Raw genomic sequence first — 26183 nt, 5'->3', positions numbered from 1 at the left:
TGTATAAGTTTTAGATTTTAAAGATAAATATTATTGGATGGTTGCAATCACTTGATCAGCCTGACACGTGCTCCCGACTTCTTTCAGCAATTCAATTTGACCACTTTGATGTGCCAAAACTTGAACTTCCATTTTCATGGCTTCCATAATTGCCACAACTTGCCCTGCACTCACTTGCTCTCCAGTTTGGACTTTCCATGCAATGATGGCCCCGTTAATAGGCGCTTGTAAGTGCTCAGGTTGAAGTGCTAACTCTGTGCTTTGCACTGGTTGTTGCTCCACCTGAACTGTACCTTGAGCAAACATTCCTGCAGGTAGGCCTAGACGGTGTAATTTCCCATCAATTTCGATATAGCTTAAAACCATCGTTTGTTGATGCTGAGGAATCGCACGTCGAGTTGATTTTAAGTCTTGTTTAAAGTCATTTTCAATCCAGCGCGTATGGACTTTAAATTCGTCGGTAAAATCAGGTTCATTCAGCACGGCACGATGAAAATCTAAAACTGAAGCCACCCCCTCAATTTTAAACTGCTTTAAAGCGCGTTTTGCGCGGCGTATTGCGATTTCACGCGTTTCCCCCGTCACAATCAGCTTTGCCATTAAAGAATCGAAATGGCTGGAAACCAGAGAACCTGTGCGCACGCCAGTATCGACACGCACACCATGACCGAAAGGTGCTTCAAATAAACTTAGTGTACCAAATGCTGGAATAAAACCACGACTAGGGTCTTCTGCATTGATACGAAACTCAATGGCATGACCTTGTGCTTTAGGGGTTTCTTTGATCGATAATTCTTCGCCCAAAGCCACCTGAATTTGCTCAACCACCAAATCAACTCGTGCTGTTTCTTCGGTCACGGGATGTTCAACTTGCAACCGCGTATTGACTTCTAAAAATGATAGCGTCCCGTTTTGGCTCAATAAATACTCGACTGTCCCTGCTCCAACATACTGAGCAGCCTGACAAATATTTTTTGCTGAAGTTAAAATCTCTTGGTAAATCTCTTCACTGATAAATGGTGCTGGAGATTCCTCAACTAATTTTTGATTGCGGCGCTGTAAAGAACAATCGCGCGTACCTAAGACCACCACATTCCCATGCAAGTCGGCAATCACTTGCGCTTCCACATGACGAGGATTGTCTAAGTACTGCTCAACAAAGCATTCGCCACGACCAAAGGCCGCTTTTGCTTCACGGACAGCAGAGTCATAGAGTTCTTTCACTTCTTCAAGCTTCCAAACCACTTTTAAACCACGACCACCACCACCAAATGCCGCTTTAATTGCAATAGGCAAGCCATATTGTTTTGCAAAGGCTAAAGCCTCATCTGCATTATTCAATGGGTCTTGTGTGCCTTGTACCAAAGGAGCACCCACTGAAGCAGCGATTTTACGTGCTTCAATTTTATCACCCAACTTGGTAATTGCTTCAGGAGATGGGCCTACCCACTTCAAGCCTGCATCAATCACAGCTTGTGCAAATTCAGCCCGTTCCGATAAAAAACCATAACCAGGATGCACCATGGTGGCTTTTGATTTTTTAGCAATATCAATAATGGCATCAATATTTAAATAGGTTTCTTTTGCGGTTGCGCCAACCAACCCCCATGCTTCATCTGCAAGTTCGACATGTAAACTGCCGATATCGTCATCTGCATACATTGCCACAGAAGCAATGCCCATATCACGACAAGCATGGATAATACGCACAGCAATTTCACCACGATTGGCAATCAATAATTTTTCATTTACATATTTTTGCTGGTTCATCTTAGTTCTCGATATCTACAAATTCGGCGATTTTTCTAAATTTGATATGGCAATCCGCAGGTATTTGTGCCACCAAATCCCAATGATGCTTGGCAACAGAAGCAATCACAGGATAACCACCTGTTAATGGGTGATCATTCATAAACAATACAGGTTGACCATTGGGTGGAATCTGCAAAGCACCAATACATGTGCCTTCGCTTTCCAATTCATGGCAAATCTTACGTGTTAAGGGCGCTTTCCCAGATAAACGTAATCCCACTCGATTACTTTCATTGGTGACTAACCATGCTTGATTGCACAATTTTTCAATACTGCTTTGCTCAAACCAATCCGTTCGAGGTCCCATCACAATATCAAGTTCAATCGTATCGCCAAGGGACGGGAGATTGGATTTTGGCACTTCGTTGATGCTGATATTGGATGGGACGACTTGACCTTGGTAAATGACATCACCCGTTTTTAAAGGGGCTGGACCAAGAATGGCTAAACTGTCAAAAGAACAGCTATTTAAAATGGGTTGAATATCCAAACCACCACGAACCGCAAGATAATTGCGTAACCCTGCGCTCGGCGTTTGAATTTGAAATTCATCTCCCTCATCCAGTGCAATCGCCTGATAGCTGTCAAAATCTGCTTTTTGACCATCTGCAAATTTCACATGGATATTGGAAATTGCACCTGCCACGCTAATGACAGCTGAATTTTGCATGACTGCTTTTAAACCGCCATTTAGCACCTCAATCACAGGCGTATCCGTTGGATTCCCCACGATTCGATTGGCACAATGCATCGAAGCGACATCCATCGCCCCTGCTGTACCCACACCGATATTGCTGTGCTGAAAACGGCCTTCATCTTGAATCGAAACTTGCAAGCCAGATGCCGTGATTTTGAATAGGGGGTGTTTTAAAATTAAATCTTGTCGTGGCGTGATTTGCTTGGGCACATCCACAGATACAGGATGATGGGTTACATCCTCAAAATGCACCCGCATTCCTGGTCGTAAAAGCGCAGGATTTTGACGCTCCAAATCCCACATTTTTTCTGACGTTGTTCCAATCAATTGCCAGCCACCCGGACTATCTTTTGGGTAGATACCCGAGTATTGCCCAGCAAGCCCAAGTGAACCTGATGGAATTTTTTTACGTGGTGTTTTTAGACGAGGAATATCTGTAAAGGGCTGATCAAGGCTACTCATATAAGCAAAACCTGGAGCAAAGCCAATAAACGCAACGTCCCAAGTGCTTTGATGATGTTTTAATATCAGATCGGCTATAGAGAGGCCTTGAAGTTCCGCCACTTGTGCTAAATCTTCACCATCGTAACGAATCGGAATAATCACTTCCTGCGTATTTCGATCAAAGCCTGAATCAAGCTTTAAAGTACCAATCAAAACACTCAAGGTTTTAAAGTCAGTCTTGATTTCGTTAAAACAAATCAAAATTGTTTTTGCAGCAGGAATTAAATCTTTGATTCCATTCAAGTGTAAATTTTGCAATTTACTGTATAACGCCAAAGTTTCTTCTAAACTGGAAAGTTCAATCAAGAAACTGTCGGAATTTACCGATAAAAATCGCATTTACTGATCCTTTCTTGTCTTAACGCAGCCACGCACGATCAGGTATGTCTGTAATCAACATATGTCCTGGTGCATGGCTAATGGCAAATGGGATTTTCGAGTTCATAATTGCAGCTTGAGGCGTTACACCACATGCCCAAAATACTGGAATTTCACCCTGTTCAATACGTGAGGCATCACCAAAATCTGGCTGATTGATGTCGCGTATGCCCAAACTTTCAGGATGACCAATATGTACGGGAGCGCCATGAACACTCGGCATACGTGCAGTAATTTTTACAGCCTCAGCTATTTGATGGGCAGGAATGGGGCGCATAGAAACCACCATATTTCCTGAAATACGTCCAGCAGAAAGGCATTCGATATTACTCAAATACATCGGTACATTGGTCTTGTCATGGATATGACGCACTTCAATCCCCGCTTCTTGCAAAGCTGTTTCAAAGGAGAAACTACAGCCAATTAAAAAGGTCACTAAATCAGGATGCGCGTTATAAAGCTCACTCGCATCAGTGAGTTCATCAACCATTTCACCGTCTTTCCAAACACGATATCGTGGAAAATCAGTGCGAATGTCTGAGTCAGCAGCCAATCGAGAGTGATATACGCCTTCTTCCAAAACATCTAATACAGGACAGCTTTGCGGATTACGTTGCGCATACAACAAGAAATCATATGCCCAGTCTTTGGGTACAGAAATCATATTCACTTGGGTCATTCCAGCAGCCATTCCTGCTGTAGGTTGATCAAAACCTGCACGAATTTGTTGTCGCGCATCCAATGCAGCTTTTAGCTGAGCTGAATCGACTTTAATCTCTTTAAACATGTGTCTTGTCCTTATTGTTTTATGCACAAAATGAACGAACTTGAATGTCGTTTTTTAACAGCTCAGCTTTAATCGCTGCGGACATTTCTAGTGCACCTGCGGTATCACCATGCAAACAAATCGTATCGGCTTGAATCGGGGTAAAGACACCATCAATTGACTCAACCCCGCCATTTTTTAACATCGCAACCACACGTTTTGCCACAAACTCTGCATCATGCAAAACAGCACCCTCTAAACGGCGTGAAACCAGTGAACCATCACGGTTATAAGCACGATCAGCAAAGGCTTCTGAAACCACTTTTAAGCCTGCCTGACGTGCTTGTGCAACCAAATTTGACCCAGCCAAAGCAACCAGTACCAATGCTGGGTTATACATTTTAATGGCTTCAATCACGGCTTCGGCTTGTACGGGATCTTTGGCTATGGTGTTATACAACGCCCCATGCGGCTTGACATATTGCACTTTGGAGCCAGCAACTTTTGCCAAACCATCAAGCGCCGAAATTTGATAGAGCACATCCGCGATCAGCTCGTCTTGAGACAGATCCATATTACGGCGACCAAAACCAACCAAATCTGGGTAGGAAACATGCGCACCAATCGTGACATCTAATTTCACTGCTTGCTGAAGCGTCTTCAATATTCCCAACGGGTCACCTGCATGAAAGCCACAGGCAATATTGGCACTACTGACCACAGGTAAAATTTGCTCATCATTGCCCATTTTCCATGAGCCAAAACTTTCACCCAAGTCACTATTTAAATCGACATACATTGTGATCATTCCTTTTCAATTGAGTGTGAAGTTGATTAGAGCTTGGTGAGGTAATTAAATACCGTCGTGAATGACATATAACCCATCCACCATGTGAGTAAGCAGGTTAATACACCCAAAACCAGCAACCATTTTGGATAATTATAATTGCCCATCATGTCTTTACGGCATGCCGCAACATAGACAAAAATCGTCAAACCAATTGGTAATACCAAACCATTAAAACCACCCACAAAGATCAGTAAGCCCGCTGGTGTTGCACCTAGAATCACGTAAAGCAACAAGGCTAAAGAGATAAAGCTAATGGTGAGGTAGTTGGTATGTTTGGTGGTTAAGTTCTGTTTAAATGCGGACATAAATGAAACAGAGGTATAGGCTGCACCAATTGTGCTACTGATTCCCGCTGCCCAAAAAATCAAGCCAAACAGTTTAAAACCAAATGTACCCGCAGCATATTGGAATGCTTGCGCAGCTGGGTTGGCATCGTGACTTGCTAAATCGATATTTGCGCCGCTGACCACAACCCCTAAGAATGCCAAGAACAATACATAACGCATGATCCCGACCACCACAATACCTTTGGTTGCGGCTCTGGCCACTTCATCAATATTTTCTGGTCCTACAGCACCTTTGTCCAATAAGCGATGCGCGCCTGCGTAGCAGATATAACCGCCCACTGTACCGCCAACAATGGTTGTAATGATGGCAAAATCAATTTGATCAGGTGCAAAAGTTTGTTGAACGGCTTGCCCCACAGGTGGCATGACAATAAATGCAACGATCACGATCAAAACGATTTTGAGTAACCCCAAAATAATCATGCTCTTGTCCATCGCTAGTGTGGCTTTTCTGGAGGCAAAAATCAGAATCGCCAAAGCACCACTCAGCACGCCGCCGACCTTGGTATCCAACCCAAAGAGTGCATTTAAGCCCAGTGCAGCACCTGCAATGTTACCGATACTAAAGAAAAACCCACCTAAAATGACCAGAAATGCGAGTAAGTAACCACTCCCCGGTAAGGCTTTATTGGCAATATCAGAAGCGCGCATTTGCGTTAAGGTAACAACACGCCAAATGTTTTGCTGAACAACATAATCAATAATGATCGAAACTAGGATTGCAAAGCCAAATGCAGCACCTAATTTCACTGTAAATACAGCGGTTTGAGTTAGAAAACCTGGTCCCATCGCAGACGTTGCCATCATAAAGATAGATGCAACAATTGCCCATTGACGGTCAGACAAAAAAGAAGATTTCAATAAAGACATGTAGGCGTTCCTCATCCATTTGAGCTTAATCAACGCTATTTCAAGTGAAACAAAGAACATCTATTTTTCTAAAATACGAAATTCTTTAATCCTTTAAACTTTTAAGATTTTCTGGTTATGCTGAACCAAATCTGTATTTCAAATAAAAGCATAGGCGAAGGTCAGTCACAATAAGACTTTATCCAAAATTCATTAAACATAAGATGTTGAATTTATATGTTTTTATTATTTTTAAAATCATTTAATAATGAATGTTTATCAGTTTCTATAAGTTCTCATTATCAATATTTCATATTTTTGCAATTTTTAAATCAAAACCAAAGCTGCATAAAATGCCGTTTTATTGTTCATTATTTAATTTTATTATTCAGCTTTTTCATGGCATTTTCCGAAGTTAAAACCGCTAAATCCGTCAACTTTTCTTTTAATGCGGTGTTATTGCCTTGTGTATAGATTGCGGTAAAGTGGAATGTCTTTAATTGGATTGGCGTATCCAAAATTTCCAATCGCCCATCTAAAATTTCTTTGATTGCCGTTAGTTTAGGTACCACTGCAATCCCTAAACCTTGTTCAGCTAAACGTAATAATGTGACCAATGAATAACTTGTGATGGATAGCGGTTCATCGATCTTCTGTTCTTTCATTTTGGCTTTGAGCTCTTTATAAGGATAGGTAATTCTTGGATAGGTTAAAATGGTATGCGACATCAATGTCCGCAATGACATCTGCCCGATTCCACCTTTAAATGAAGGCGATGCTAGAAAGCTTAATTCAAAATCACACAATGAACGTTCTATACATTCAAAAGGCAAAGTTGGCCCCAGTAAAAACGCCATATCCAAATCACCGATGCGTACACCTTCTTGTAAATCTGGAGTTAAATTCACCACGATTTCGATGGAAACTTTGGGAAACTCTTGCTGGACTTGCTCCATATACTCCACTAGCCAAGTATGGACAATCGTTTCGGAAACCCCTAAACGAATCGTTCCTGTTAAATACTGACTTTCTGTGAGTTCAGCCACCAAGTCTGTTTCCAGTCGCATAAACTTTTCAGCATATTTAAATAAGGTCATGCCCTTATGCGTGGCTTTGATTTGACGAGAACTGCGATCAAGCACTTTAAAACCGAGATCATTTTCAATCGCAGTAATTTTTTGAGAAATTGCAGGCTGTGTCGTTTGAAGCTTTGTTGCGGCTTTATTAAAACTGTTTAAGGTCACCACCCAATAAAATGCTTCGAGGTTTTTTAAGTTCATAATCCATCTTAACCCACAAATTTAGCGCTTGCGTTATGCAAATCCTTTGCCAATATCACTGCTATGTGTGAATTTACACCTGATTCAGCACACCTCAGCCACTCATATTTCACATCCGTTGCATCAATAATGCGGAGGACGATTGGTCATTGGGTCAAATGCTGCAATACCTTCTGACAAATCAGCAGATTCTATACGTTGGTAAATTAACTGCATTTGTTTTTTTAAATCAGCGATTTCCAAGCTTTGTTGCGCCACTTGATCATTTAATTGTTCGACTAAATCATCTAAAAATGCAATTCGGACTTGCAAATCTTCTATGGGTGCGGAAAATGACGCCTGATCATCAATATTTTTATGTTTAGTCATTTTTAGTCCTCAGTGTGGGATGTTTAGGAAACCGTATGGCCTATATTACTATAAGGGATGTCCAACTTGCGTTTGGTGGACCTGCCCTGCTCGATGGCGCAAACTTCAATTTAGAACGAGGCGAACGAGTCTGTCTGATTGGTCGTAACGGTGAAGGTAAGTCTACTTTACTCAAACTGATTGAGGGAAGTTTATTGCCTGATCAAGGTGAAATTGCATTACAAAATGGTATTACAATTTCTATGCTTGCTCAGGATGTACCGATGGATTCGGGTAAAGTTGCAGATATTGTTGCCGAAGGTGCAGGAGAAGCCGCGCTCGTCCTAAAAGAATACCACGAAGCCAGCGATGCTTGTGTATTAGGTGATATGGAAGCTTGTGATCGTATGGGCAACCTACAACATAAGCTGGATTTGCTCGATGGTTGGGCCTTAGAAACCAAAGTAAATTCTATCTTGAGCAAAATGGGCTTAGATCCTGAAGCGGATTTAGCAGATTTATCAGGCGGGCGTAAACGCCGTGTACTTTTAGCACGTGCATTGTTGACGCAACCTGACGTTTTATTACTTGACGAACCAACCAACCATTTGGACGTAGAAAGTATTGAATGGTTAGAGAAATTCTTACTCGATCAAAACAATCTCACCCTGTTATTTATTTCCCATGACCGTGCTTTTGTTGACAATATTGCGACACGTATTGTGGAGTTGGATCGTGGTGTTTTACGTAGTTATGAAGGTAACTACTCACGCTATCTCGACTTAAAAGCACAGCAAATGGAAGCTGAAGAAAAGCAAAATGCGCTGTTTGATAAACGCTTGGCTGAAGAGGAAACTTGGATTCGTCAAGGGATCAAAGCACGTCGTACCCGTAACGAAGGTCGTGTACGTGCATTAAAAGATTTACGTGAACAATCTAAAGCACGTCGCTCACAACAAGGTAAAGTGAGCATGGCGACTCAAGAGGCGAATCGTTCAGGTAAATTGGTCTTTGATATTGAACACTTAAGTGTGGCTTTTGGTGATAATGCACCGATTATTAAAGATTTCTCTGCGTTAGTACTGCGTGGCGACCGTATTGGTTTAGTCGGTGATAATGGTGTAGGTAAAACCACCTTGATTAAAGCCATTTTAGGTGAACTTGAACATGGCGGTTCGGTGAAAACAGGTACACAGCTTGAAGTGGCTTATTTTGACCAATTACGTAATGCGCTAGATCTTGAAAAATCAGTAATGGCCAACGTGTCTGAAGGCTCAGACTTTGTCGATGTTAATGGTGGTCGCCGTCATATCTACAGCTATTTACAAGACTTTTTATTCTCGCCTGAACGCGCGCGTACTCCAGTAAAAGCACTTTCAGGTGGTGAGCGTAACCGTATCCTTTTGGCAAAGTTATTGCTTAAACCGTCTAACCTTATTGTGATGGATGAGCCAACCAATGACTTAGACATGGTGACTTTAGAATTACTCGAAGAGATGTTGAGTGATTATAAAGGGACTTTGTTATTGATCTCCCATGACCGTGCATTTATGGACAATGTTGTGACATCAACCTGGGTATTTGATGGTAAAGGCAATATCGATGAATACATTGGTGGCTATCAAGACTATCTAGAACAACGTCCAGATCAACGTGTTGTCGATCAGAAAAGTGATGTAAAAAAAGCCATTGCTAAAGCGGAAGCTGCTGCGACACCTGCTGAACCAGCCGTTAAAAAAGTGAAATTGAGTTATAAAGATCAACGCGCTTTAGAACAGTTACCTGCAGAAATTGAAGCTTTGGAAAAAGAACAAGCTGAACTGACTGCAAAACTTGCAGATGGTTCTTGGTTTGTGACTGATGCAGATGCAGCCACCAAAGCGTCACAACGACTTGGCGAGATTGATGAACTGATGCTTGAAAAAATGGAGCGTTGGGATGCATTAGAAGAAATGATCAAAGGTTAGTTCTTGTAAAATCTTTAAATAAAAACTCCGCAAATATGCGGAGTTTTTATTAGGTTAATCATGTTGAAAAATCGGCACAATTGTCCCTATAGGCATTTCCATAAGCATAAAAAGCCAATATTCATTGATCAGTACTAAATGCTTAGATAAAGTCGCAACAAACTTTGGATAGCCTGCCATAGACTCATCAATGATGAGAATTCTTTGTTTAGTCAAAATGAATAGGCGTACTTCTTGATAGCTCAATTGATCGATCATCACTGCATCAACTTTTTCTATTTCAGACCAACGAACAGTAAATGTTTGGTTTCCATTATAAAAAGTGAAGCTATCCATATTTGGAGAATAGTTAAATAAGCCATCTATCCATGTTTCATGTTGATTTTTAACTTGCTTAATACGCTCATCCCAATCAAATGAATCTTTAAACCAGACATGAGGATGTTCAATAAAAAGTAAACCTGCCAAACTGACTAAAAAACAAAAAAGCCAAATTTTCCACGTCAAAATCACTGAAAATAGTGCAAACAACCAGAGAAGAAAGCCAATAAAATCAGGGATTCGTATAAAGCTCGATTTATTTACAGGGATCTGAATACTGATCGGCAGTTTCTTTTCTTTTAGAAAAGAATCAATAATTCCGTTGTTTATTTTAATAAAATAATTAACACACAAAATAAATATGGCAAAAATCAGCAAGAGTACATCCTGTGATTGCCATAATTGAAAATGAGATAGAGCCAAATTGATTAAAACAACAATAAGGGTCGCCCATCCATATATGCTAAAAAAGCGATAAACCTTCTCAGTGATCTGTATTTTCATTTTTCTCAATTAAGACCAATTTGTTCTTTTTCAATTCATGCTATCGCTGATCAGATTTTTTTTTAAAAGATAACTTAAATCTACTGAGATATCATATCAATCACAATACTTAGAACTCATTTAAATTAAATCTTTATAAAAAATGACGGCAATACTTTACTGATTAAAATTAAATAAAACTTAAAAAATCAAAGCACTTACCATTCCCCACTCATCTTACCAATGATCATTTCATTTATACTGAATTTCGCTACAAGCACTTCATGATGTTTCCATACAAATCCACCAAGATATGATTATCGAATCTAGTTCAGATCTCGAATTATTTAGTGAGAATATGATCATGAAAAAAGTTACATCATTACTTGTTGCAGCATTTACCACAGCAATTTTCGCAGGTTCTGCAATGGCAGCAACTCCAGCACAGCATTCGACTCAAGCGGTTAAAACCCATCAAATGCAAAAACAACATAAAGCTGGTCATAGCCAAAAACACCATGCCGCTGCACAAAAATCAGCAACAGCAAAAAAAGTAGAGGGTAAAGCAGCAACCAAATAATCCACTTTAAAACGTTGTTTTAAAACTGTCGCTTTATAAAATTATGATCCTCATGCTTAAAAGCTACACCAACAGTGTAGCTTTTAAATTTTTAGCGAATGCTCTGGATCGCGTCAAATCCATTCAGCTACTTTAAACCGAATTTTTCAACAGGTTTGATTAACCATAAAGACAATTTTCTTAATAAAATATCAAAAAATTGTTGTTGTAATATCCAGCAAGTCAATACAGATAAACCAATACAAATCCCAATTTCCACAAAAATATTAAAATCCAGTTGCCAATAACGTGCAATCAACATCACCACAAAACCATGTAGCAAATACACCGCCAAGGTGTTTTTTCCAAGTTGCACACAGCCAATATTTAATAATTTTGTCCATACAAACATCGCGAAAATACCCAAACTCGACACCAAAAGACAGCCTATTCTGATCCAAGTACCATCCCACATACTTACCTTGAGTTGCTGATAACTTAAACTGCCATATAACCAAAATGGATTGATTTGGGTGAAATACACCAAGCTTGCAATACCCATCACGATGAATCCAGCTAAAATTTGAGTGAATTTAAATTGCTGAATTTTCTCGACAATGGTTTTGCCATAAAGTGCACCCACAATAAAAAATGGAAAGAAGCTAAAAATTCTGCCGATTGAGTATTGGTAATTGTTCCATGGGCTTAAGCCGACACATAAAGCAAGAATCAGTGCAATCAGCAGTGCAAATTTTGTTTTTATCAAAAAATGGGTAAGCGTTGTCCATACCATCATGCCCAACAGATACCATAAGATCCAATAAGGTCGTTCAAACACATTCCAATTGAGCTGAAATTTACCTGACCAAATGGCATCAAATGCAGGAAATAAAATTTGAAAGGGTAAATAGAGTGCAACAAAAAATAGAATATTCTTAAACCATTTACTGTCTTTAAACAACATGCCCGAAATAAAGATAAAAGCAGGCATATGTACAAAATAAATCGTACCTAATAAGACATGATCAATCGGATCTTTCCAACCGATCATGCGTTCTAGAAAATGCCCGAGCACCACAAGAAATATCAGCGTTGCCTTACAACTGTCTAAGTAGGTATCTCTCATCGTAAGGTTGTCTAAAATAGTCAGTGAATAACTGCGATTATATACCTAAAACATGCACTTGCTTTTGATCAATCTCAGCAAGATGCTGGCGATAGATTTTAAAATTTTCCAAATCAAAACACACGAAACTGACTTCCTCTAAGTTGTTCGTCTGGCTTAAAAACTTAGTCACGCTGTTTATAGCGATAAATGCTGCCTCTGATTTGGGAAAACGATAAATCCCTGTTGAAATATTCGGAAATGCCAGTGTTTTTAGCTGATGTTGCTCAGCGAGTCTTAAGCTATTGAGATAGGCTTTCTCAAGCAATTCATTTTCAGCATGCTGTCCATCTTGCCAAGTGGGCCCCACGGTATGAATCACATAATTACAGGGCAACAACCCCGCTGTGGTAATCACTGCTTCACCAACTGCACAACCACCCTGTCTGGCTCGGATCTTTTGACAATCCTCCAAAATAGCAGAACCACCTTTTCGATGAATTGCACCATCCACACCACCACCGCCAAGTAACGAGGTATTGGCAGCATTTACAATTGCATCCACCTTTTGAACTGTAATATCACCTTGAATTAACCGAATTATTTTCACGTCATGCTTCCTTGCGTATCCTCAATGAGAGTGAATGACATCTTGAATTTTCTTCTTTAAACCGCTTCATGCTACACTCCTTTCAGTTTTAACTTCCCCAAAATTTACAAAACTGCTATGAGTAAAAAGCATCAATACGAGCCTGGAAAATTTTATTGGGCATTTTTACATCCGAAATATTGGGGAATCTGGATTGCGATTGTATTTTTGATGATCCTCGCGATCTTGCCTTGGGCAATTCAGTATCGCTTAGCAACATTGTTGGGCAATATTGCCTTTGACCGACTGAAATCGCGTCGTGAAACAACAACACGTAATTTAGAAGTCTGCTTTCCAGAATGGTCGCCTGAACAAGTCATCGACAACTCAAGACAAGTCTTTGTTGATCAAATGGTCGGGGTCTTTGAAACCTTAAATGCATGGTATTCACCACAATGGTTTAAAAACCGCGTCAGCATTCAAGGGCTAGAGCATATCCAACAGGCCAAACAAAATGGTCAAGGCATACTGTTACTCGGCACCCATAGCACCATGCTTGATGCTGGTGGTTATTTATGCGCACAATTTTTTGAACCTGATGTCGTGTATCGCCCGCAGAATAATCCTTTACTCGATATGTTGATTTATCGTTGTCGTGCAACGATTTACAAAGCGCAGATTGATCATGATGATATGCGTGGATTGATTCGCCATCTGAAAGAAGGTGATGCGATTTGGTATAGTCCAGATCAGGATTTTGGATTAAAACAAGGGGTAATGGCTCCCTTTTTTGGTACGCCCGCTGCAACAGTAACTGCGCATCGACGTTTATTGAAAATATCAAAAGCTGTTGCAATCCCACTGTATTTTTATCGTGATGGTGATATCAAAGATCCAAAATATCATGTGCTTATTGAACCTGCTGTTGATCCATTACCCAGTGAAGATGAAATGGATGATGCGATGCGTGTCAATAAAATCATTGAAAATCAACTGCGGATCGCACCGACACAATATATGTGGTTTCATCGTCGCTTTAAAACACGTCCAAAAGGCTACCAGAAAATCTATTAAGTTTAAGTGTTTTTGTTTTAACAATCAGGAGATATAAAATATCTCCTTTTTTATTTTGGTCATCTGGCGTCTAAATAGCATCGTTCATGGCGAACTGTGTCTAGTTACACATGCCCACTTTTTTGATCAAACAAAGCGAATTAAGATTTATCAATAATAAGCGGAATACATTCAAATTTAAGGAAAATAAAACAATGAATATCACCAATAAAGTTCTTTTTTCATGTTTGATCAGTTCCTGTTTGATGTTTGCTGCATGTTCTGAGCAAAAAGCAGATACAGCCCAAAACAAAACATCAGAAACTACGTCTACTGCAACAACTCAAGGCAATTGGAAAAGCAAAGCGACTGAACTGAGTACAGCCAACGCAACAGAGATTACAACAGACTTAGCTCAACTTAATCAGATCGTCAATCATGCAAATACTCAAGCACTTCAATTAAGAGCGGAGCTTCAATCAGCCACTCGCCAACCTGAAAAGCGCCAGCAGATTTTACTCAAAGCCAATGATATACAAGCGGCAACTCAACAACAAATCATGGCATTAAATTTAAAAAGTAGTGAAGTACAAAGTCTACGCATACAAATGATTGATAATTTAGTCACTAGTCAGAAAATGTATACGCTTTCAACAGCCCCAGATTTTAATGCAAATGCACCCAGTGATGAATTTAAGCAACTTGGTAAACGTTCAATGGCGCTTCAACAAAAAATTTCTGCTGAAATGGACGCCTTAAATCAACATTATGGAAAATAAAAACAATCTGAATCATAAGCGGGTTAAGTAGAAAGACCTAACCTTTCCATACCCGAAAACGTGCCATCGCCCAAATCACATAAGGCCAAAAAATCATATTGACTATGCTATGGATACTTTCCCAAATACGCCAATAACCTCTACCAAAAATATCTGCGCGTGCATTAAAGATTTCTATTACAAAGGCAAGTACCACTGTGGCGATAATCGCAAGATTTGATTTAAGTTGTCTTTTATGAATTGCAGCAACAATAAAATAGATGATTAAACCTGCATAGATAAATAAAGCATCACTACTTAAACCAGTAAAATGTTTAAGACTTGAAGCGAATTCTTGAACTTTTGCGAGAAACATAGCCACTCTTTTTTATTTTCAATTTTGTCTATTCTAAATTATATACCATAAATAAAGCATAACCCGAGTTCTGCATCCTGCAAAACTCGGGTTCATGAGGTTGTGCTTTCACATCTTATTCTTATTTTCTTGGTTATCCATTCCAACATCAAATCCTTGATGATTGCTCCATCGACTTCGTCTTCCTTAGTGAGATTTTCCGTTCTCATTCCCTGTGTCGATAAGTAAAGATTAAAACGAATATGCTTTGCATGCTATCCGCTTAGGGCCTAAATCCATGTAAGTAATTGCTTACAAAAATCAGCCATTTTTTAATATTTTTGTCAGACAATCAGGTTCCAGCTTTATAACTTTGTGTAATTTCATCAGTCACCAACTTCTCCTCTTTCTCTGCTTTTTCAATCCCTTCCTGAATTGCCTCTTGCGCTTCCCTTTCATCTGCATCAGTTTGCTCTAACTCTTCTTGAGTTTGCTCAAAAATACGCCCTGTTTGTAATACCACATAAATCGGAAAATGATCTGAACCCACATGAGGTAGTCGTTGCATATGTACTAAAGCAAAATCTGTACTGTGAAATAAATGATCCAAAGACCATCTCAAAAATTTATAGTCAGCATGGAAGGTGTTGATATATCTGCGCCCCACACGTGGATCAAGCAAACCACTGATACGCTGAAATAAACGCGTTGTGCGTGACCAAGCAACATCGTTTAAATCGCCCATAACAATACAGCTCTCATCCAAGTCTTTGATCTGATCCCCCACAATAAGCAATTCAGCATCACGTAAAGTCGAGTCTTTGGCTTCTGTTGGACTTGGTGGTTTGGGATGTAAACAATACAGTTGCACCGCTTGCCCAGATGGTAAAATCACCGTGGTATGAATAGACGGAATTTCATCACTGAGAATAAATTTAACCTCTGTATCAACCAACTTGAGTTTGCTATACAAATGCATCCCATAGAGATTGTCTAAAGGTATAGCCACACGATAAGGATAATCTTTTTCAATTTGAGCCAATTCATTTTGCCAAGTTTGATCAGTTTCAAGTGTCAAAACAATATCTGGCTGGTGCTGTTCAATTTGCTCAAGCAATAAGTGATATTGATCATTTGGTGTCAGCACATTCGACACAATCACTGAAATTTGCTGATCAGGATTAAGCTGATCTTTGCTCACCTGTTTGACTTGTTTCTTCCAAATGAAGGTATAAGGCAAAACCATCTTTAATTGAAAAGCTAAGGCAGCTATCAATAAAAATAAAATCACTTCACGAGCCAAGTCCCACGGCGCTGTCCAAAACAACATCAAGACCAAGGCAATCAAACCAACAAATAATATCTGCAAGCGTGGAAAATCAGCACCTCTAAACCACCATTCATCACGGGGAATCAGTGACCAGAAACTTAGCCAAATCACGATCAACGCAAGTACTTCTATCCAGATCATATTTTGTCACTCTTATATTCTTAATTTTTGAATGATTCATAAATTAATATCAATTTTGCATGTATCATAAACAAGATATATTGCACAATATAGTTGTGTTTTCATTGTGTATGCTATTGCAGTTACACACTCTTTTGATACACTCAAACCCCCTTTTATTTTTTAACGCACCGAGGCAAAGTGACATGAAAGTAGGTCTGGTCGGTTGGCGCGGGATGGTTGGTTCTGTCCTTATGCAACGTATGGTTGAAGAGAATGATTTTGCTCATTTTGAGCCATTCTATTTCTCTACCAGTAACGCAGGTGGTGAATCGCCTGCTTTTGGTGGTAAAACTGCTCCAGCACTTATGGAAGCGACGGACATTACCAGTCTGAAGCAAATGGATGTCATTATTACCTGTCAAGGTGGCGACTATACATCAGAAGTCTTTCCTCAGCTAAAAGCTGAAGGTTGGAAAGGCTATTGGATCGATGCAGCTTCTACATTACGTATGGATGATGAAGCAATCATCGTACTCGACCCAGTCAACTTAAATGTTATCAAAGACGGTTTGGTCAACGGTATTAAAACATTTGTTGGCGGTAACTGTACGGTTTCTTTGATGTTGATGGGCATGGGTTCACTGTTCCAACACAATTTGGTGGAATGGATGACGGCGATGACGTATCAAGCCGCTTCTGGTGCTGGCGCGCAAAACATGCGTGAGCTGATCACGGGTATGGGGTATTTATATAACAATACTCAAGACTTGTTAGATGATCCACGTTCTGCGATTTTAGACATCGACAGCCGAATTGCCGAATTACAACGTGGCGAAGGTTTTCCGAAAGCAAACTTCGGTGTGCCTTTAGCGGGTTCGTTGATCCCTTATATTGATAAGCAACTTGAAAGCGGTCAATCTAAAGAAGAGTGGAAAGGTCAAGTTGAAACCAACAAGATCTTAGGTAATGCTCAGATTGTTCCAATTGATGGTCACTGTGTACGTATTGGTGCAATGCGTTGTCACTCTCAAGCCTTAACATTGAAATTGAAAAAAGATGTTCCGCTTGATGAGATTGAGGACATGATTCGTCAGTCTAACCAATGGGCAAAAGTGGTTCCAAATACACGTGATGCATCAATGACGGATCTTACTCCAGTCGCTGTAACAGGAACTCTATCTGTGCCAGTAGGTCGTTTACGTAAATTAAATATGGGTAAAGAGTATTTAGGCGCATTCACTGTAGGTGACCAATTACTTTGGGGTGCTGCTGAGCCTTTACGTCGTATGTTACGTATCTTAATCGACTATAAAAATGCTTAAAGTCACAAAAAACTCATAAACAATGAAAAAGCCGATCTATCTTGATCGGCTTTTTTATGTAACTATATTTATGTAACTCTAATGTTAATATTTTACATATAGACTACAGCTAAATATTGTATTATGGGGATGCCTTGAACTTTGTCAGAGCAATGGATAGAGATGACTGTATATAACAAATTAAAAATTGCCATTTTAGCCATCATGACGTCGCAAGCGGTGAGTGCGATTACAATAGACCCGATCCAAGTTCAATCAGGGTCTGGTGATCTGCTTTATGCTGAAATGAAGTTTAGTAATGCAAATCCAAATGAAAAAATAGAAGTCGGATTAGCTGATGCAGATGATATTCAAAATATTGGTATTTCCACGCAAGCACCTGGGCATTTAAATTTTTATACTCGTCGTTCAGGAGATGGCACTGGGGTGATTGTGATTACCTCTTCTCGTCCGATTGTTGAATCTGAATTAAATATATTATTAAAAGTCAAAGAAGGGAGTGCGACCCATATTCAGCAAGTCAAAGCCCCATTGACTCGTGGGCGTAGCAACGTCCCTACTCCAATGAGCAATGCCTTAGTCAAAGAAAAGCCTCTGACACCTCAAATCATCGTCAGCGAAAAAGATATTGCATTAAATTTACCAACCAGCACGCAATACCACGTGACAACGCCAGAAGTTGTAACTCCACCAGCTATGGCAACCAAAGCAACGACGACAACGGATTCAGCTGGTACTTTAGCGATTAATGTGATTGCACCACCAGCACTCAAAACAGAACAAAAACCAACCACAGTTGCGACAAACACACCGCCTGCGGCTACAACCAATACTCCGAACCCTCTTCAAAGCAATCATCAAAGCAGTGCTCAGAATACGCCACAAACACCGACGGTAACTGTACAACAAGTGCCTCAGCCACCAGCCGAAAAAGCACCAGTACAATCTGCAAAAGCTCAGACCCCACCCGCTAAATTAGACGAGCAAAAAGCAGAATCACAAAAGCCAAAAGATTCCAAAGCTGAGACCAAGCAAGCAAAATCGAATGAGTCTCGCGTAGAGAAATCGAAAGCGGAGTCACAAAAAGCGCTTAAACAAGAAAAAGCCCATAAAGCATTAGATAAACAACCTAAGCATATTGTTCAGGCCAATGAGTCATTGTGGAAAATTGCTTCTCGGATTGCAGCAGAAACCAATCAAAGCGTTCCAGAAGTGATGCGACAAATTAAAGCAAATAATGCCAATGCGTTTATTCAAGGTGATGTAAACCGTATTCGTCGTGGTGCTGCGCTCAATCTTGCAGCCAGCTATCGCCAAATACCACAAAGCAAAAATAAAGTTGCAACGGCTGCACCTGAAATTGCCAGAAAGCAATCGGGTTCTGCCAAATATCGTTTAGACCAAGCAGAAATGAGTTTAGTCGCAGACAATGAACAACCCGCTGCTCAGAGTCAAGGAAAGCAAAATACACAGTTGAATCAGACCACTACTGAATTATCTACAAAAGTTATGACTTCTCGTGAAAAAACGGTTAAATTACAGAAGAATGTGAACCAACTTGCAGCAGGTTTACAACAAAAGAATCAGCGAATTCAATTATTAAATGCTCAGCTCGCTCAATTGCAACAGCAATTACAACAGCAGAATGCAAAAAAACCAAATAGTTAGGATATTCAAAATATTGATTCATTGTGCTCAATGAAGGGGAAATAAAATGTTGTTGTATGTGATTCCATTTGTTCTACTCTTGGTCGTGGCGATCGTGCTTAAAAAACGAGAGGATGCCAATAAAGAGAGCGCCAGTACCAATAACAAAAAAAGTAACAATAAAAAGACGTCAAAGAAAAATGTTGCACGCACTGCGCGTACCTCAAAAAAACAACAGACCACTGTTGTTGAAGATGAAGTTATTGTTAAACAAGCAACAAAACCATTAAGCCCTGAATTAAAAACTAATATTGAAAAGCTAATTGCTGAGAAAAACTATTTCTCTGCTGAAGCAAAAATCAATCAAGTTTTAAACCAAGACAATGCTCAACATGAACTTTATCTTTATCTTTTAGATGTACATCTGGCACAAAAAGATGAATTTGCAGTGAATCAGTTGATTAATCATATTCGTTCATTGGGCTTAGACGAAATCGTCATTCAAGCCGAAGAACGACGAAAAGCCAATCAAGCTGATCACCCAGTTGAATCGATTGCTTTTGAGCCCTCAAGCCCTGTCGTGCCAGAAAGCAAAAATACAGCTGCCTTTGATGCCTTGATTGGAAATACAGAAACAATTTCACAACCCGTTGTATCTAAAACCGAAACGCAAAATCTGGCACAAGTCGATGCGCTAGAATTCGATCATTCAACGCTTGTTGAGCAGAAAGTTGAGACACCGCAACAACCTGTTCAGCCTTTAGAATTTAATTTAGATCCTGCACCTGAAAAAGCGCCAACAACAACACCTGAGCTTTCTTTTGAAGTAGTTCCTCCTGCCCCAGAAATTAAAACTGAAACTGTTAAGCCGTTAGAATTCACGTTTACAGCAAGTGAACCTACAGCTGTTCCAGTTGAAAAAGCGGCAGAAGTTGAAATCGCACCAGAATTCAAACTTGATTTTGCTGAACCGATTACGCCAGTAACTACTGAAGAAAGCACACCAGTACGTGATTTTGAATTTAAACTCACGCCTACTGAACCAGAGACACAGCCCACTTTTAGTTTTGATTTAGATCCAAAACCTGAAACAGTTGAGCAAGTGCATAGCACAGCAACACTTAGCCTTGAAACGCCTAGTGAAGCTGAAACCAGTCTGGCCATAGATGCAAACGACCCATTACTCCATTCATTCCCTGAGCTGGCTCAAGTGAATGAAGTTCAATTAAATTTAGACCTTGCTCAACAATATCTAAATTTGGGTGCATATGCTTCCGTTCGTGAGCTACTCTCACAAAATGAAGCAGCGTATACCGCTGAACAACGCCAACAATCACAAAATTTACTCAATCAAATAGCTTCTTAAATCTATTCGTCTTAAGATAAAGCAGTCATGAATGGCTGCTTTTTTATTATGAACAAAAAAATTGCTTTAATTTACATGGGTGGAACTTTTGGCTGTATTGGCGAGCCTTTAGCGCCGATGCCTGATGCTGAGTTTATTCCACAACTCAAAAAGGTCTTAGCACCTCAGTTTAAAATTGAGTGCTTTAAGGCGCCCATTATCAAAGACAGTAGTGCATGTACAGCCATTGACTGGCTTATGCTGATTCAACAAATACAAAGCCTACAACTCCAAAATTTCCAACACTTTGTCATTATTCATGGCACAGATACGCTCAGTTATGCTGCTGCGACCTTATCACGCTTTTTAGCTGAGTCCTGTCATGTCGTCCTTACTGGAAGCCAATATCCACTGCTCAATATTCAAGGGGATAATACTCGAGAATTCACCGATGCGCTGGATAATTTAAATACCGCACTCGATGCCGTCACTCGACTTCCTGTAGGCGTGTATTTGGCTTTCTACCATCAAGTGATTCATGCCAGAACCACATTAAAAGCCCATAGCACTGCTTTAGATGCATTTAAAGGACTCAAAGCCGAACAGCAAATAGCGGTAGATCATTCCGTCATTCAGATACAACTTTCACATATCGAAAAAGCCAAATCGCTCAATATCGTCAATTGGATGATGGTGCCGACTGAAATATTACAGTTTGAACGTAATCTGGAAATTTTCTCCAAACAGGCTCCGCATTTCTTGATCATTCAAGCTTATGGGGTAGGTAATTTAGCCGTAAATGCGGGCATTATCCAAAAAATTAAAAGCTTGCAGGAAAATGGCTGCCAAATCATTTTATCGACTCAAGTGCCTCTAGGCGGCATGGATCAACGCTATGCAATTAGCCAATGGATCAAAGATTCAAAAATTTTAGTCAGTGATGCACTGAGCCAAGCAGATCTTTATGCCAAAATTGTTAAAATTTATTTACAATACCCCTCTTCGGAACAATGGCATGACCATTGGTATGATCATCCTGAATAGAGGTATTTATGCAACGTTTTGCAATTGGTATTGAGTTTTGTGGCATGCGATATAAAGGTTGGCAAACTCAACAGCCTGGCGTACGTAGTATTCAGGAAACCATGGAAAAGGTGCTCAGTAAAATTGCCGACGAGCCTATTATTTTACATGGTGCAGGTCGTACTGACGCGGGTGTCCATGCGACAAATATGGTGGCCCACTTCGACACCAATGCGATTCGCCCTATACGTGGCTGGTTAATGGGTTCAAATAGTCAATTGCCCAAAGACATTTCAATCCAATGGATTAAAGAAATGGATAACGATTTCCATGCACGCTTTAAGGCAAAGGCACGTCGTTATCGTTATGTGGTCTATCAATCGGCAAATCGCCCAGCCCTGTTACATAAACAAGTGACACATGCCTATTATCCACTCAATGTGGATAAGATGATTGAAGCGGCGCAAAAATTTCAAGGTACGCATAATTTTGAAAGCTTTCGTGCTGCGGCATGTCAGTCCAATCAACCTGTACGTCATGTCAAACATTGTCGCTTAATTCGCCATGGCAACTATCTAGTTCTCGATATTCAGGCAGATGGCTTCTTACACCACATGGTACGTAATATCATGGGCTGCTTACTTGAGATTGGTCAAGGTCTATATGAAGTGGATCATATTGATGAAATTTTTGCGGCACAAGATCGTAAAGCGGCAGGAATCACCGCACCACCAGATGGACTTTATTTTATTCATGCAGATTACCCAGAACAATTTGAATTGCCTCAACCACCGTTAGGACCACATTGGTTAAATATGCCTGAATAATTTTTGTGGCTACATATAAAAAATCCTTCTCAATAGAAGGATTTTTTATTAAAACTGTTCAGTTCGTTTCCCGTAAACATACGACTTAACGCTGTTTACGCTTTCTATATTCCACAGGCGTTTCATTGGTCCAACGTTTAAATGCGCGGTAAAAAGTACTTGGCTCAGAGAATCCAGTCAAATAAACAATACGCTCAACACTTTCAGTGGTATTGGCCAATAATTTCTTGGCTAAGCGACAACGATAATCTGAAAGAATTTGCTGAAAGCTGGTGTTGGCTTCCGAAAGCTGTGTACGTAAACGACGTGGGGTAATGCTGAGTTGTGCAGCAACAGTTTCAAGGGTTGTTTCACCACTTTCCAAGGTTGAACCTATCGCACGGCGTACTTCACCCACCAAATCATAACGTGCAAGCTCTTGTAGTTTTTCAATTGCAAGTTGTTCATGCAATTGCAATAACTCAGGCTCCGCTTGCCACAATGGATATTCTAAAATTGAAGGATCAAAATAAAGACGTGTCTCCTTTTGCCCTAAACTGACAGGACAACCATAAACACGATAGTACTCACCATCAGAAGCACCATTGGTAAAATTAAAATCGATATAAATCGGTTCAAAACGTCCTTCAGTGATAAATTTAAAGAAGCGTAAAATCCCTGAAATAGCACATTCTGAAAAATGACGATTGACGATGTTCTCACCCCAAGGCTGTTCACCATTGGTTAAATAACAACGCCCGTCATCATCAATGATCAATTTGGCATGAAATGCATCGCTAATTAAACGTTGATAAGCCAAAGCACGCTTTAAGCCTTCGCCAAAGTTTTCACTTGAAATAAACAAGTGTTCGATTACTTGCCCACGATACAGTGGCAAGTGCTCTCCGAGGTGTAAACCAATATCTGGATCATTACTGACTTCCTCCGCAGCGACCCAAAATGCAAATTGTGCATTCAACGGTGTTCGAGCATTTTGGTCAACCTGACCCAATGCTACCCCAGCCTTTGATAATATTTCTTCTGTCGGCAATCCTGCACGACGGATCGCTTGATAGCCTAATCGTAAAACAACCGAAGCATCAGTTAGCTGACTCACGCAGTGCCCTTCCTTGTATGTTATTCATTTATACTTAAAACATTTAATTTAGATTACAGTCGATTGACCAAACTGACAATATTTATCCGCTTTTTTTTGTAGAAATTGTTTAACAATATGTTCGCTTATTTTCAAGTCATCTACCGCCTTGTAATGCCGAATATTCTTGTCTTTCTGCAAAAAATTGCCTATAATTTGCGCCTTTCCAATTTGATCATCAGGTAGGCTATGGCCAATAAAGAGGAACTTATCGAGTTCGAAGGCGTTGTCACCGAAACGCTTCCTAATACTATGTTCCGTGTGCGTTTAGAAAACGGTCACGAAGTGATTGCTCACATTTCTGGTAAAATGCGTAAACACTATATTCGTATTTTAACAGGCGATAATGTAAAAGTTGAAATGACACCATATGACTTAACAAAAGGTCGTATTACATATCGTGCACGCTAAGTTTTAGTGTAAGCAAAAGCCACTTTTAGGTGGCTTTTTCATTATCCACAAGATTTACCCTCCTGCTTACGATCTTTTATCGTCTGGCAACTATACATCTGACACATTAAAATCTGTTTCCTATACCTATTTATCATTTGTAATCCATTTACTTCAAAGTTGATAGCACTAATTTGTTCTAAATTTTAATACAACTGATCTTTTCACAGCTTCACCAGTTCTGTCTATTTGACGCTTATTTAGTAAAATCTATACCACATGGTTTGCTCTGCAACCAAGCTACATACATATGGCTGTATATTTATTATACTGAATAGAAATCATTTCTAAATTAAGTTAACTATGGATTAGGTAAAACTTATGAAAATACATGTATGTATGTTTTTATTAGCATCTGTTGCACTTGTTGGATGTAAAAGCTTAAACACCCGACCTGCAAATTTAGATCAATATTTACAGCAATTTATTGGTAAAACCAGTGCTGAAATTCAAAGTACCCTAAATTTTCGGGCTTTGGGATATAAGGTGAGTGATAAAATTCAAACCACCAGTAACACCTTAAGCTATACCATTCTTAGACAAATCAATATCCCTATGGCAGGAAGCAATGCGATTGTAGGCTCTACGATTGCCATTGCCACACCAAGCTATAACATTAATTTTAATTGTAAAGTCATTTTTCTATTAAAAAATGGTATTGCTGAATCTGTTGAGTATTTAGGTCGAGCCTGTTAGCTGTTTTAAAGTGAATCTAATACCCATCGCTATAATGGCGAGAATATGGATAGACTTTTATCAAAACTTATCAAAAGCTAAAATTTAACAATAAAAAACACAGCTTAAGCTGTGTTTTTTATTACCAACCATTTAAAACAGGTATTTAAGCAATCGCCGCAACGACAGCCTCGCCCATTTCAGCCGTACCAACTTTACGCATACCATCAGACATAATATCGCCAGTACGCAAGCCTTGGTCTAAAACTTGCCCTACAGCATCCTCAATGGCTTTTGCAGCCACTTCTTCACGGAAGGTGTAGCGTAGCATCATTGCCACAGAAAGAATGGTTGCAAGTGGATTAGCAACGTTTTGGCCAGCAATGTCAGGAGCAGAACCATGACAAGGTTCATACATACCTTTGCCATTCTCATCTAAAGAGGCAGATGGAAGCATACCAATAGAGCCGGTTAGCATTGCTGCTTCATCGGAAAGAATGTCACCAAACAAGTTCCCTGTCACAATCACATCAAACTGTTTTGGCGCACGAACCAATTGCATTGCTGCATTATCGACGTACATATGTGAAAGTTGAATATTTGGGTATTGTTGTTCTTTAAGTGCAGTCACTGTCTGCTTCCAAAGCTCAGTCACTTCAAGCACGTTGGCTTTATCCACTGAACAAACTTTACCACCGCGTAAGTTTGCCATTTCAAAAGCAACTTTTGCGATACGTTTAATTTCAGACTCTGAATAAACGTCAGTGTTATAACCTTGCTTCTCACCATTTTCGAGTTCACGAATACCACGTGGTTGACCAAAGTAGATGCCACCCGTCAGTTCACGAACAATAAGGATATCTAACCCAGAAACAATCTCTGGTTTAAGACTAGACGCATCCGCCAATTGCGGATAAAGGATTGCAGGGCGTAAGTTAGCAAATAGATTTAATTCACTACGAATTTTCAATAAGCCACGTTCTGGACGAATTGAACGTTCAATATTATCCCATTTTGGACCGCCTACAGCACCCAGTAAAATTGCATCTGCTTTTTTCGCTTGTTCCGCTGTTACAGCTGGGTAAGGTTCGCCATGTGCATCAATTGCTGCACCCCCTAACAAACCCTGTTCCCATGTTAAACCTAAATTAAATTTATCATTGACACGTGTCAGTACTTTTTCAGCAGCAGCAACGATCTCAGGACCGATACCATCACCTGCCAAAATCAAAATTTGTTTAGACATTTGTAGTTCCATTTATTTTTCAGTATCTATACTGATGTG

24 protein-coding genes and 1 pseudogene are annotated in these 26183 nt (G+C 39.9%); 11 read left to right on the top strand and 14 right to left on the bottom strand.

Going from position 1 to position 26183, the window contains the following annotated elements; translation table 11 throughout:
- Window positions 1-30: 30 nt before the first annotated feature.
- From MTO68_RS02385 to MTO68_RS02355, 7 genes and pseudogenes are all read right to left on the bottom strand, one after another.
- A complete protein-coding gene (locus MTO68_RS02385; RefSeq protein WP_244014890.1) occupies window positions 31-1770 on the bottom strand; it encodes a biotin carboxylase N-terminal domain-containing protein in 1740 nt (579 codons plus the stop codon).
- 1 nt (window position 1771) lies between these two features.
- Complete coding sequence (locus tag MTO68_RS02380) at window positions 1772-3352, bottom strand: urea amidolyase family protein (protein ID WP_166783077.1); 1581 nt, start codon at window positions 3350-3352, stop codon at window positions 1772-1774.
- 19 nt (window positions 3353-3371) lie between these two features.
- Entirely contained in the window at window positions 3372-4178 is an 807-nt protein-coding gene (locus MTO68_RS02375; RefSeq protein WP_244014889.1) for a putative hydro-lyase, read from the bottom strand.
- 19 nt (window positions 4179-4197) lie between these two features.
- Entirely contained in the window at window positions 4198-4956 is a 759-nt protein-coding gene (locus tag MTO68_RS02370; protein ID WP_004818812.1) for a 5-oxoprolinase subunit PxpA, read from the bottom strand.
- Window positions 4957-4991: 35 nt separating this feature from the next.
- Window positions 4992-6243: pseudogene (locus tag MTO68_RS02365) on the bottom strand (NRAMP family divalent metal transporter).
- A gap of 331 nt (window positions 6244-6574) precedes the next feature.
- Entirely contained in the window at window positions 6575-7483 is a 909-nt protein-coding gene (gene mumR, locus MTO68_RS02360) for a LysR family transcriptional regulator MumR (protein ID WP_244014888.1), read from the bottom strand.
- A gap of 123 nt (window positions 7484-7606) precedes the next feature.
- Window positions 7607-7852, bottom strand: a complete 246-nt coding sequence (locus MTO68_RS02355; protein ID WP_004718047.1) for a SlyX family protein — start codon at window positions 7850-7852, stop codon at window positions 7607-7609.
- A gap of 35 nt (window positions 7853-7887) precedes the next feature.
- On the opposite strand from MTO68_RS02355, the gene MTO68_RS02350 reads away from it, so the two are divergent.
- Complete coding sequence (locus MTO68_RS02350) at window positions 7888-9798, top strand: ATP-binding cassette domain-containing protein (RefSeq protein ID WP_244014887.1); 1911 nt, start codon at window positions 7888-7890, stop codon at window positions 9796-9798.
- Window positions 9799-9852: 54 nt separating this feature from the next.
- On the opposite strand, the gene MTO68_RS02345 is transcribed toward MTO68_RS02350, so the two are convergent.
- Window positions 9853-10623: a hypothetical protein gene (locus MTO68_RS02345; RefSeq protein ID WP_244014886.1), complete on the bottom strand. Its 771-nt coding sequence runs from the start codon at window positions 10621-10623 to the stop codon at window positions 9853-9855.
- 343 nt (window positions 10624-10966) lie between these two features.
- Here MTO68_RS02345 and MTO68_RS02340 point away from each other — a divergent pair, with 343 nt between their 5' ends.
- On the top strand, window positions 10967-11182 hold the full coding sequence (locus MTO68_RS02340; protein WP_224964682.1) for a hypothetical protein: 216 nt from the start codon (window positions 10967-10969) through the stop codon (window positions 11180-11182).
- A 127-nt stretch (window positions 11183-11309) separates the two neighbouring features.
- On the opposite strand, the gene MTO68_RS02335 is transcribed toward MTO68_RS02340, so the two are convergent.
- Complete coding sequence (locus MTO68_RS02335; protein ID WP_244014885.1) at window positions 11310-12287, bottom strand: acyltransferase family protein; 978 nt, start codon at window positions 12285-12287, stop codon at window positions 11310-11312.
- A gap of 37 nt (window positions 12288-12324) precedes the next feature.
- Window positions 12325-12876, bottom strand: a complete 552-nt coding sequence (locus MTO68_RS02330; protein ID WP_244014884.1) for an O-acetyl-ADP-ribose deacetylase — start codon at window positions 12874-12876, stop codon at window positions 12325-12327.
- Between the two features lie 117 nt (window positions 12877-12993).
- Here MTO68_RS02330 and MTO68_RS02325 point away from each other — a divergent pair, with 117 nt between their 5' ends.
- Together MTO68_RS02325 and MTO68_RS02320 are read left to right on the top strand one after the other, a co-directional pair.
- Entirely contained in the window at window positions 12994-13929 is a 936-nt protein-coding gene (locus tag MTO68_RS02325; protein WP_244014883.1) for a lauroyl acyltransferase, read from the top strand.
- 194 nt (window positions 13930-14123) lie between these two features.
- Window positions 14124-14687 (top strand): hypothetical protein, encoded by a 564-nt coding sequence (locus MTO68_RS02320; RefSeq protein WP_244014882.1) that lies wholly within the window; start codon window positions 14124-14126, stop codon window positions 14685-14687.
- Window positions 14688-14724: 37 nt separating this feature from the next.
- On the opposite strand, the gene MTO68_RS02315 is transcribed toward MTO68_RS02320, so the two are convergent.
- Both MTO68_RS02315 and MTO68_RS02310 read right to left on the bottom strand, forming a co-directional pair.
- On the bottom strand, window positions 14725-15042 hold the full coding sequence (locus MTO68_RS02315; RefSeq protein WP_209828099.1) for a hypothetical protein: 318 nt from the start codon (window positions 15040-15042) through the stop codon (window positions 14725-14727).
- A gap of 331 nt (window positions 15043-15373) precedes the next feature.
- Window positions 15374-16492, bottom strand: coding sequence for an endonuclease/exonuclease/phosphatase family protein (locus MTO68_RS02310; RefSeq protein ID WP_244014881.1), 1119 nt, complete (start codon window positions 16490-16492; stop codon window positions 15374-15376).
- Window positions 16493-16677: 185 nt separating this feature from the next.
- On the opposite strand from MTO68_RS02310, the gene asd reads away from it, so the two are divergent.
- The 5 genes from asd to truA all read left to right on the top strand — a co-directional run bounded on the left by asd (window position 16678) and on the right by truA (window position 22638).
- On the top strand, window positions 16678-17796 hold the full coding sequence (gene asd / locus MTO68_RS02305) for an aspartate-semialdehyde dehydrogenase (RefSeq protein ID WP_004718072.1): 1119 nt from the start codon (window positions 16678-16680) through the stop codon (window positions 17794-17796).
- A gap of 162 nt (window positions 17797-17958) precedes the next feature.
- Complete coding sequence (locus MTO68_RS02300; RefSeq protein ID WP_244014880.1) at window positions 17959-19464, top strand: hypothetical protein; 1506 nt, start codon at window positions 17959-17961, stop codon at window positions 19462-19464.
- A 46-nt stretch (window positions 19465-19510) separates the two neighbouring features.
- Window positions 19511-20809, top strand: a complete 1299-nt coding sequence (locus tag MTO68_RS02295) for a hypothetical protein (protein ID WP_244014879.1) — start codon at window positions 19511-19513, stop codon at window positions 20807-20809.
- 48 nt (window positions 20810-20857) lie between these two features.
- Complete coding sequence (locus MTO68_RS02290; RefSeq protein ID WP_244014878.1) at window positions 20858-21832, top strand: asparaginase domain-containing protein; 975 nt, start codon at window positions 20858-20860, stop codon at window positions 21830-21832.
- An 8-nt stretch (window positions 21833-21840) separates the two neighbouring features.
- A complete protein-coding gene (gene truA, locus MTO68_RS02285; RefSeq protein WP_244014877.1) occupies window positions 21841-22638 on the top strand; it encodes a tRNA pseudouridine(38-40) synthase TruA in 798 nt (265 codons plus the stop codon).
- An 85-nt stretch (window positions 22639-22723) separates the two neighbouring features.
- Here the strand turns inward: truA and MTO68_RS02280 are convergent, their stop codons facing one another.
- Window positions 22724-23734, bottom strand: a complete 1011-nt coding sequence (locus MTO68_RS02280; RefSeq protein WP_004818793.1) for an AraC family transcriptional regulator — start codon at window positions 23732-23734, stop codon at window positions 22724-22726.
- 228 nt (window positions 23735-23962) lie between these two features.
- On the opposite strand from MTO68_RS02280, the gene infA reads away from it, so the two are divergent.
- Entirely contained in the window at window positions 23963-24184 is a 222-nt protein-coding gene (gene infA / locus MTO68_RS02275; protein ID WP_004718087.1) for a translation initiation factor IF-1, read from the top strand.
- A gap of 360 nt (window positions 24185-24544) precedes the next feature.
- Complete coding sequence (locus MTO68_RS02270; protein ID WP_244014876.1) at window positions 24545-24919, top strand: hypothetical protein; 375 nt, start codon at window positions 24545-24547, stop codon at window positions 24917-24919.
- 145 nt (window positions 24920-25064) lie between these two features.
- Here MTO68_RS02270 and leuB read toward each other — a convergent pair whose 3' ends face one another.
- The gene (gene leuB, locus MTO68_RS02265; protein WP_004718091.1) at window positions 25065-26144 is read right to left on the bottom strand and encodes a 3-isopropylmalate dehydrogenase; all 1080 of its coding nucleotides are present in this window, start codon (window positions 26142-26144) and stop codon (window positions 25065-25067) included.
- Window positions 26145-26183: the final 39 nt, after the last annotated feature.

Origin of the sequence: Acinetobacter sp. NyZ410 (genome assembly GCF_022828975.1) — a bacterium.
In the GTDB taxonomy this organism is placed as follows: Bacteria; Pseudomonadota; Gammaproteobacteria; order Pseudomonadales; family Moraxellaceae; genus Acinetobacter; species Acinetobacter guillouiae.
The sequence above is the reverse complement of the archived record's forward strand: the minus strand, read 5'-3'. Positions and strand labels throughout refer to the sequence as shown.

Coding starts and splice junctions, on each gene's coding strand:
- MTO68_RS02385 (WP_244014890.1), bottom strand. CDS start 1,770: ATGAACCAGCAAAAATATGTAAATGAAAAATTATTGATTGCCAATCGT.
- MTO68_RS02380 (WP_166783077.1), bottom strand. CDS start 3,352: ATGCGATTTTTATCGGTAAATTCCGACAGTTTCTTGATTGAACTTTCC.
- MTO68_RS02375 (WP_244014889.1), bottom strand. CDS start 4,178: ATGTTTAAAGAGATTAAAGTCGATTCAGCTCAGCTAAAAGCTGCATTG.
- MTO68_RS02370 (WP_004818812.1), bottom strand. CDS start 4,956: ATGTATGTCGATTTAAATAGTGACTTGGGTGAAAGTTTTGGCTCATGG.
- mumR (WP_244014888.1), bottom strand. CDS start 7,483: ATGAACTTAAAAAACCTCGAAGCATTTTATTGGGTGGTGACCTTAAAC.
- MTO68_RS02355 (WP_004718047.1), bottom strand. CDS start 7,852: ATGACTAAACATAAAAATATTGATGATCAGGCGTCATTTTCCGCACCC.
- MTO68_RS02350 (WP_244014887.1), top strand. CDS start 7,888: ATGGCCTATATTACTATAAGGGATGTCCAACTTGCGTTTGGTGGACCT.
- MTO68_RS02345 (WP_244014886.1), bottom strand. CDS start 10,623: ATGAAAATACAGATCACTGAGAAGGTTTATCGCTTTTTTAGCATATAT.
- MTO68_RS02340 (WP_224964682.1), top strand. CDS start 10,967: ATGAAAAAAGTTACATCATTACTTGTTGCAGCATTTACCACAGCAATT.
- MTO68_RS02335 (WP_244014885.1), bottom strand. CDS start 12,287: ATGAGAGATACCTACTTAGACAGTTGTAAGGCAACGCTGATATTTCTT.
- MTO68_RS02325 (WP_244014883.1), top strand. CDS start 12,994: ATGAGTAAAAAGCATCAATACGAGCCTGGAAAATTTTATTGGGCATTT.
- MTO68_RS02320 (WP_244014882.1), top strand. CDS start 14,124: ATGAATATCACCAATAAAGTTCTTTTTTCATGTTTGATCAGTTCCTGT.
- MTO68_RS02315 (WP_209828099.1), bottom strand. CDS start 15,042: ATGTTTCTCGCAAAAGTTCAAGAATTCGCTTCAAGTCTTAAACATTTT.
- MTO68_RS02310 (WP_244014881.1), bottom strand. CDS start 16,492: ATGATCTGGATAGAAGTACTTGCGTTGATCGTGATTTGGCTAAGTTTC.
- asd (WP_004718072.1), top strand. CDS start 16,678: ATGAAAGTAGGTCTGGTCGGTTGGCGCGGGATGGTTGGTTCTGTCCTT.
- MTO68_RS02300 (WP_244014880.1), top strand. CDS start 17,959: ATGACTGTATATAACAAATTAAAAATTGCCATTTTAGCCATCATGACG.
- MTO68_RS02295 (WP_244014879.1), top strand. CDS start 19,511: ATGTTGTTGTATGTGATTCCATTTGTTCTACTCTTGGTCGTGGCGATC.
- MTO68_RS02290 (WP_244014878.1), top strand. CDS start 20,858: ATGAACAAAAAAATTGCTTTAATTTACATGGGTGGAACTTTTGGCTGT.
- truA (WP_244014877.1), top strand. CDS start 21,841: ATGCAACGTTTTGCAATTGGTATTGAGTTTTGTGGCATGCGATATAAA.
- infA (WP_004718087.1), top strand. CDS start 23,963: ATGGCCAATAAAGAGGAACTTATCGAGTTCGAAGGCGTTGTCACCGAA.
- MTO68_RS02270 (WP_244014876.1), top strand. CDS start 24,545: ATGAAAATACATGTATGTATGTTTTTATTAGCATCTGTTGCACTTGTT.
- leuB (WP_004718091.1), bottom strand. CDS start 26,144: ATGTCTAAACAAATTTTGATTTTGGCAGGTGATGGTATCGGTCCTGAG.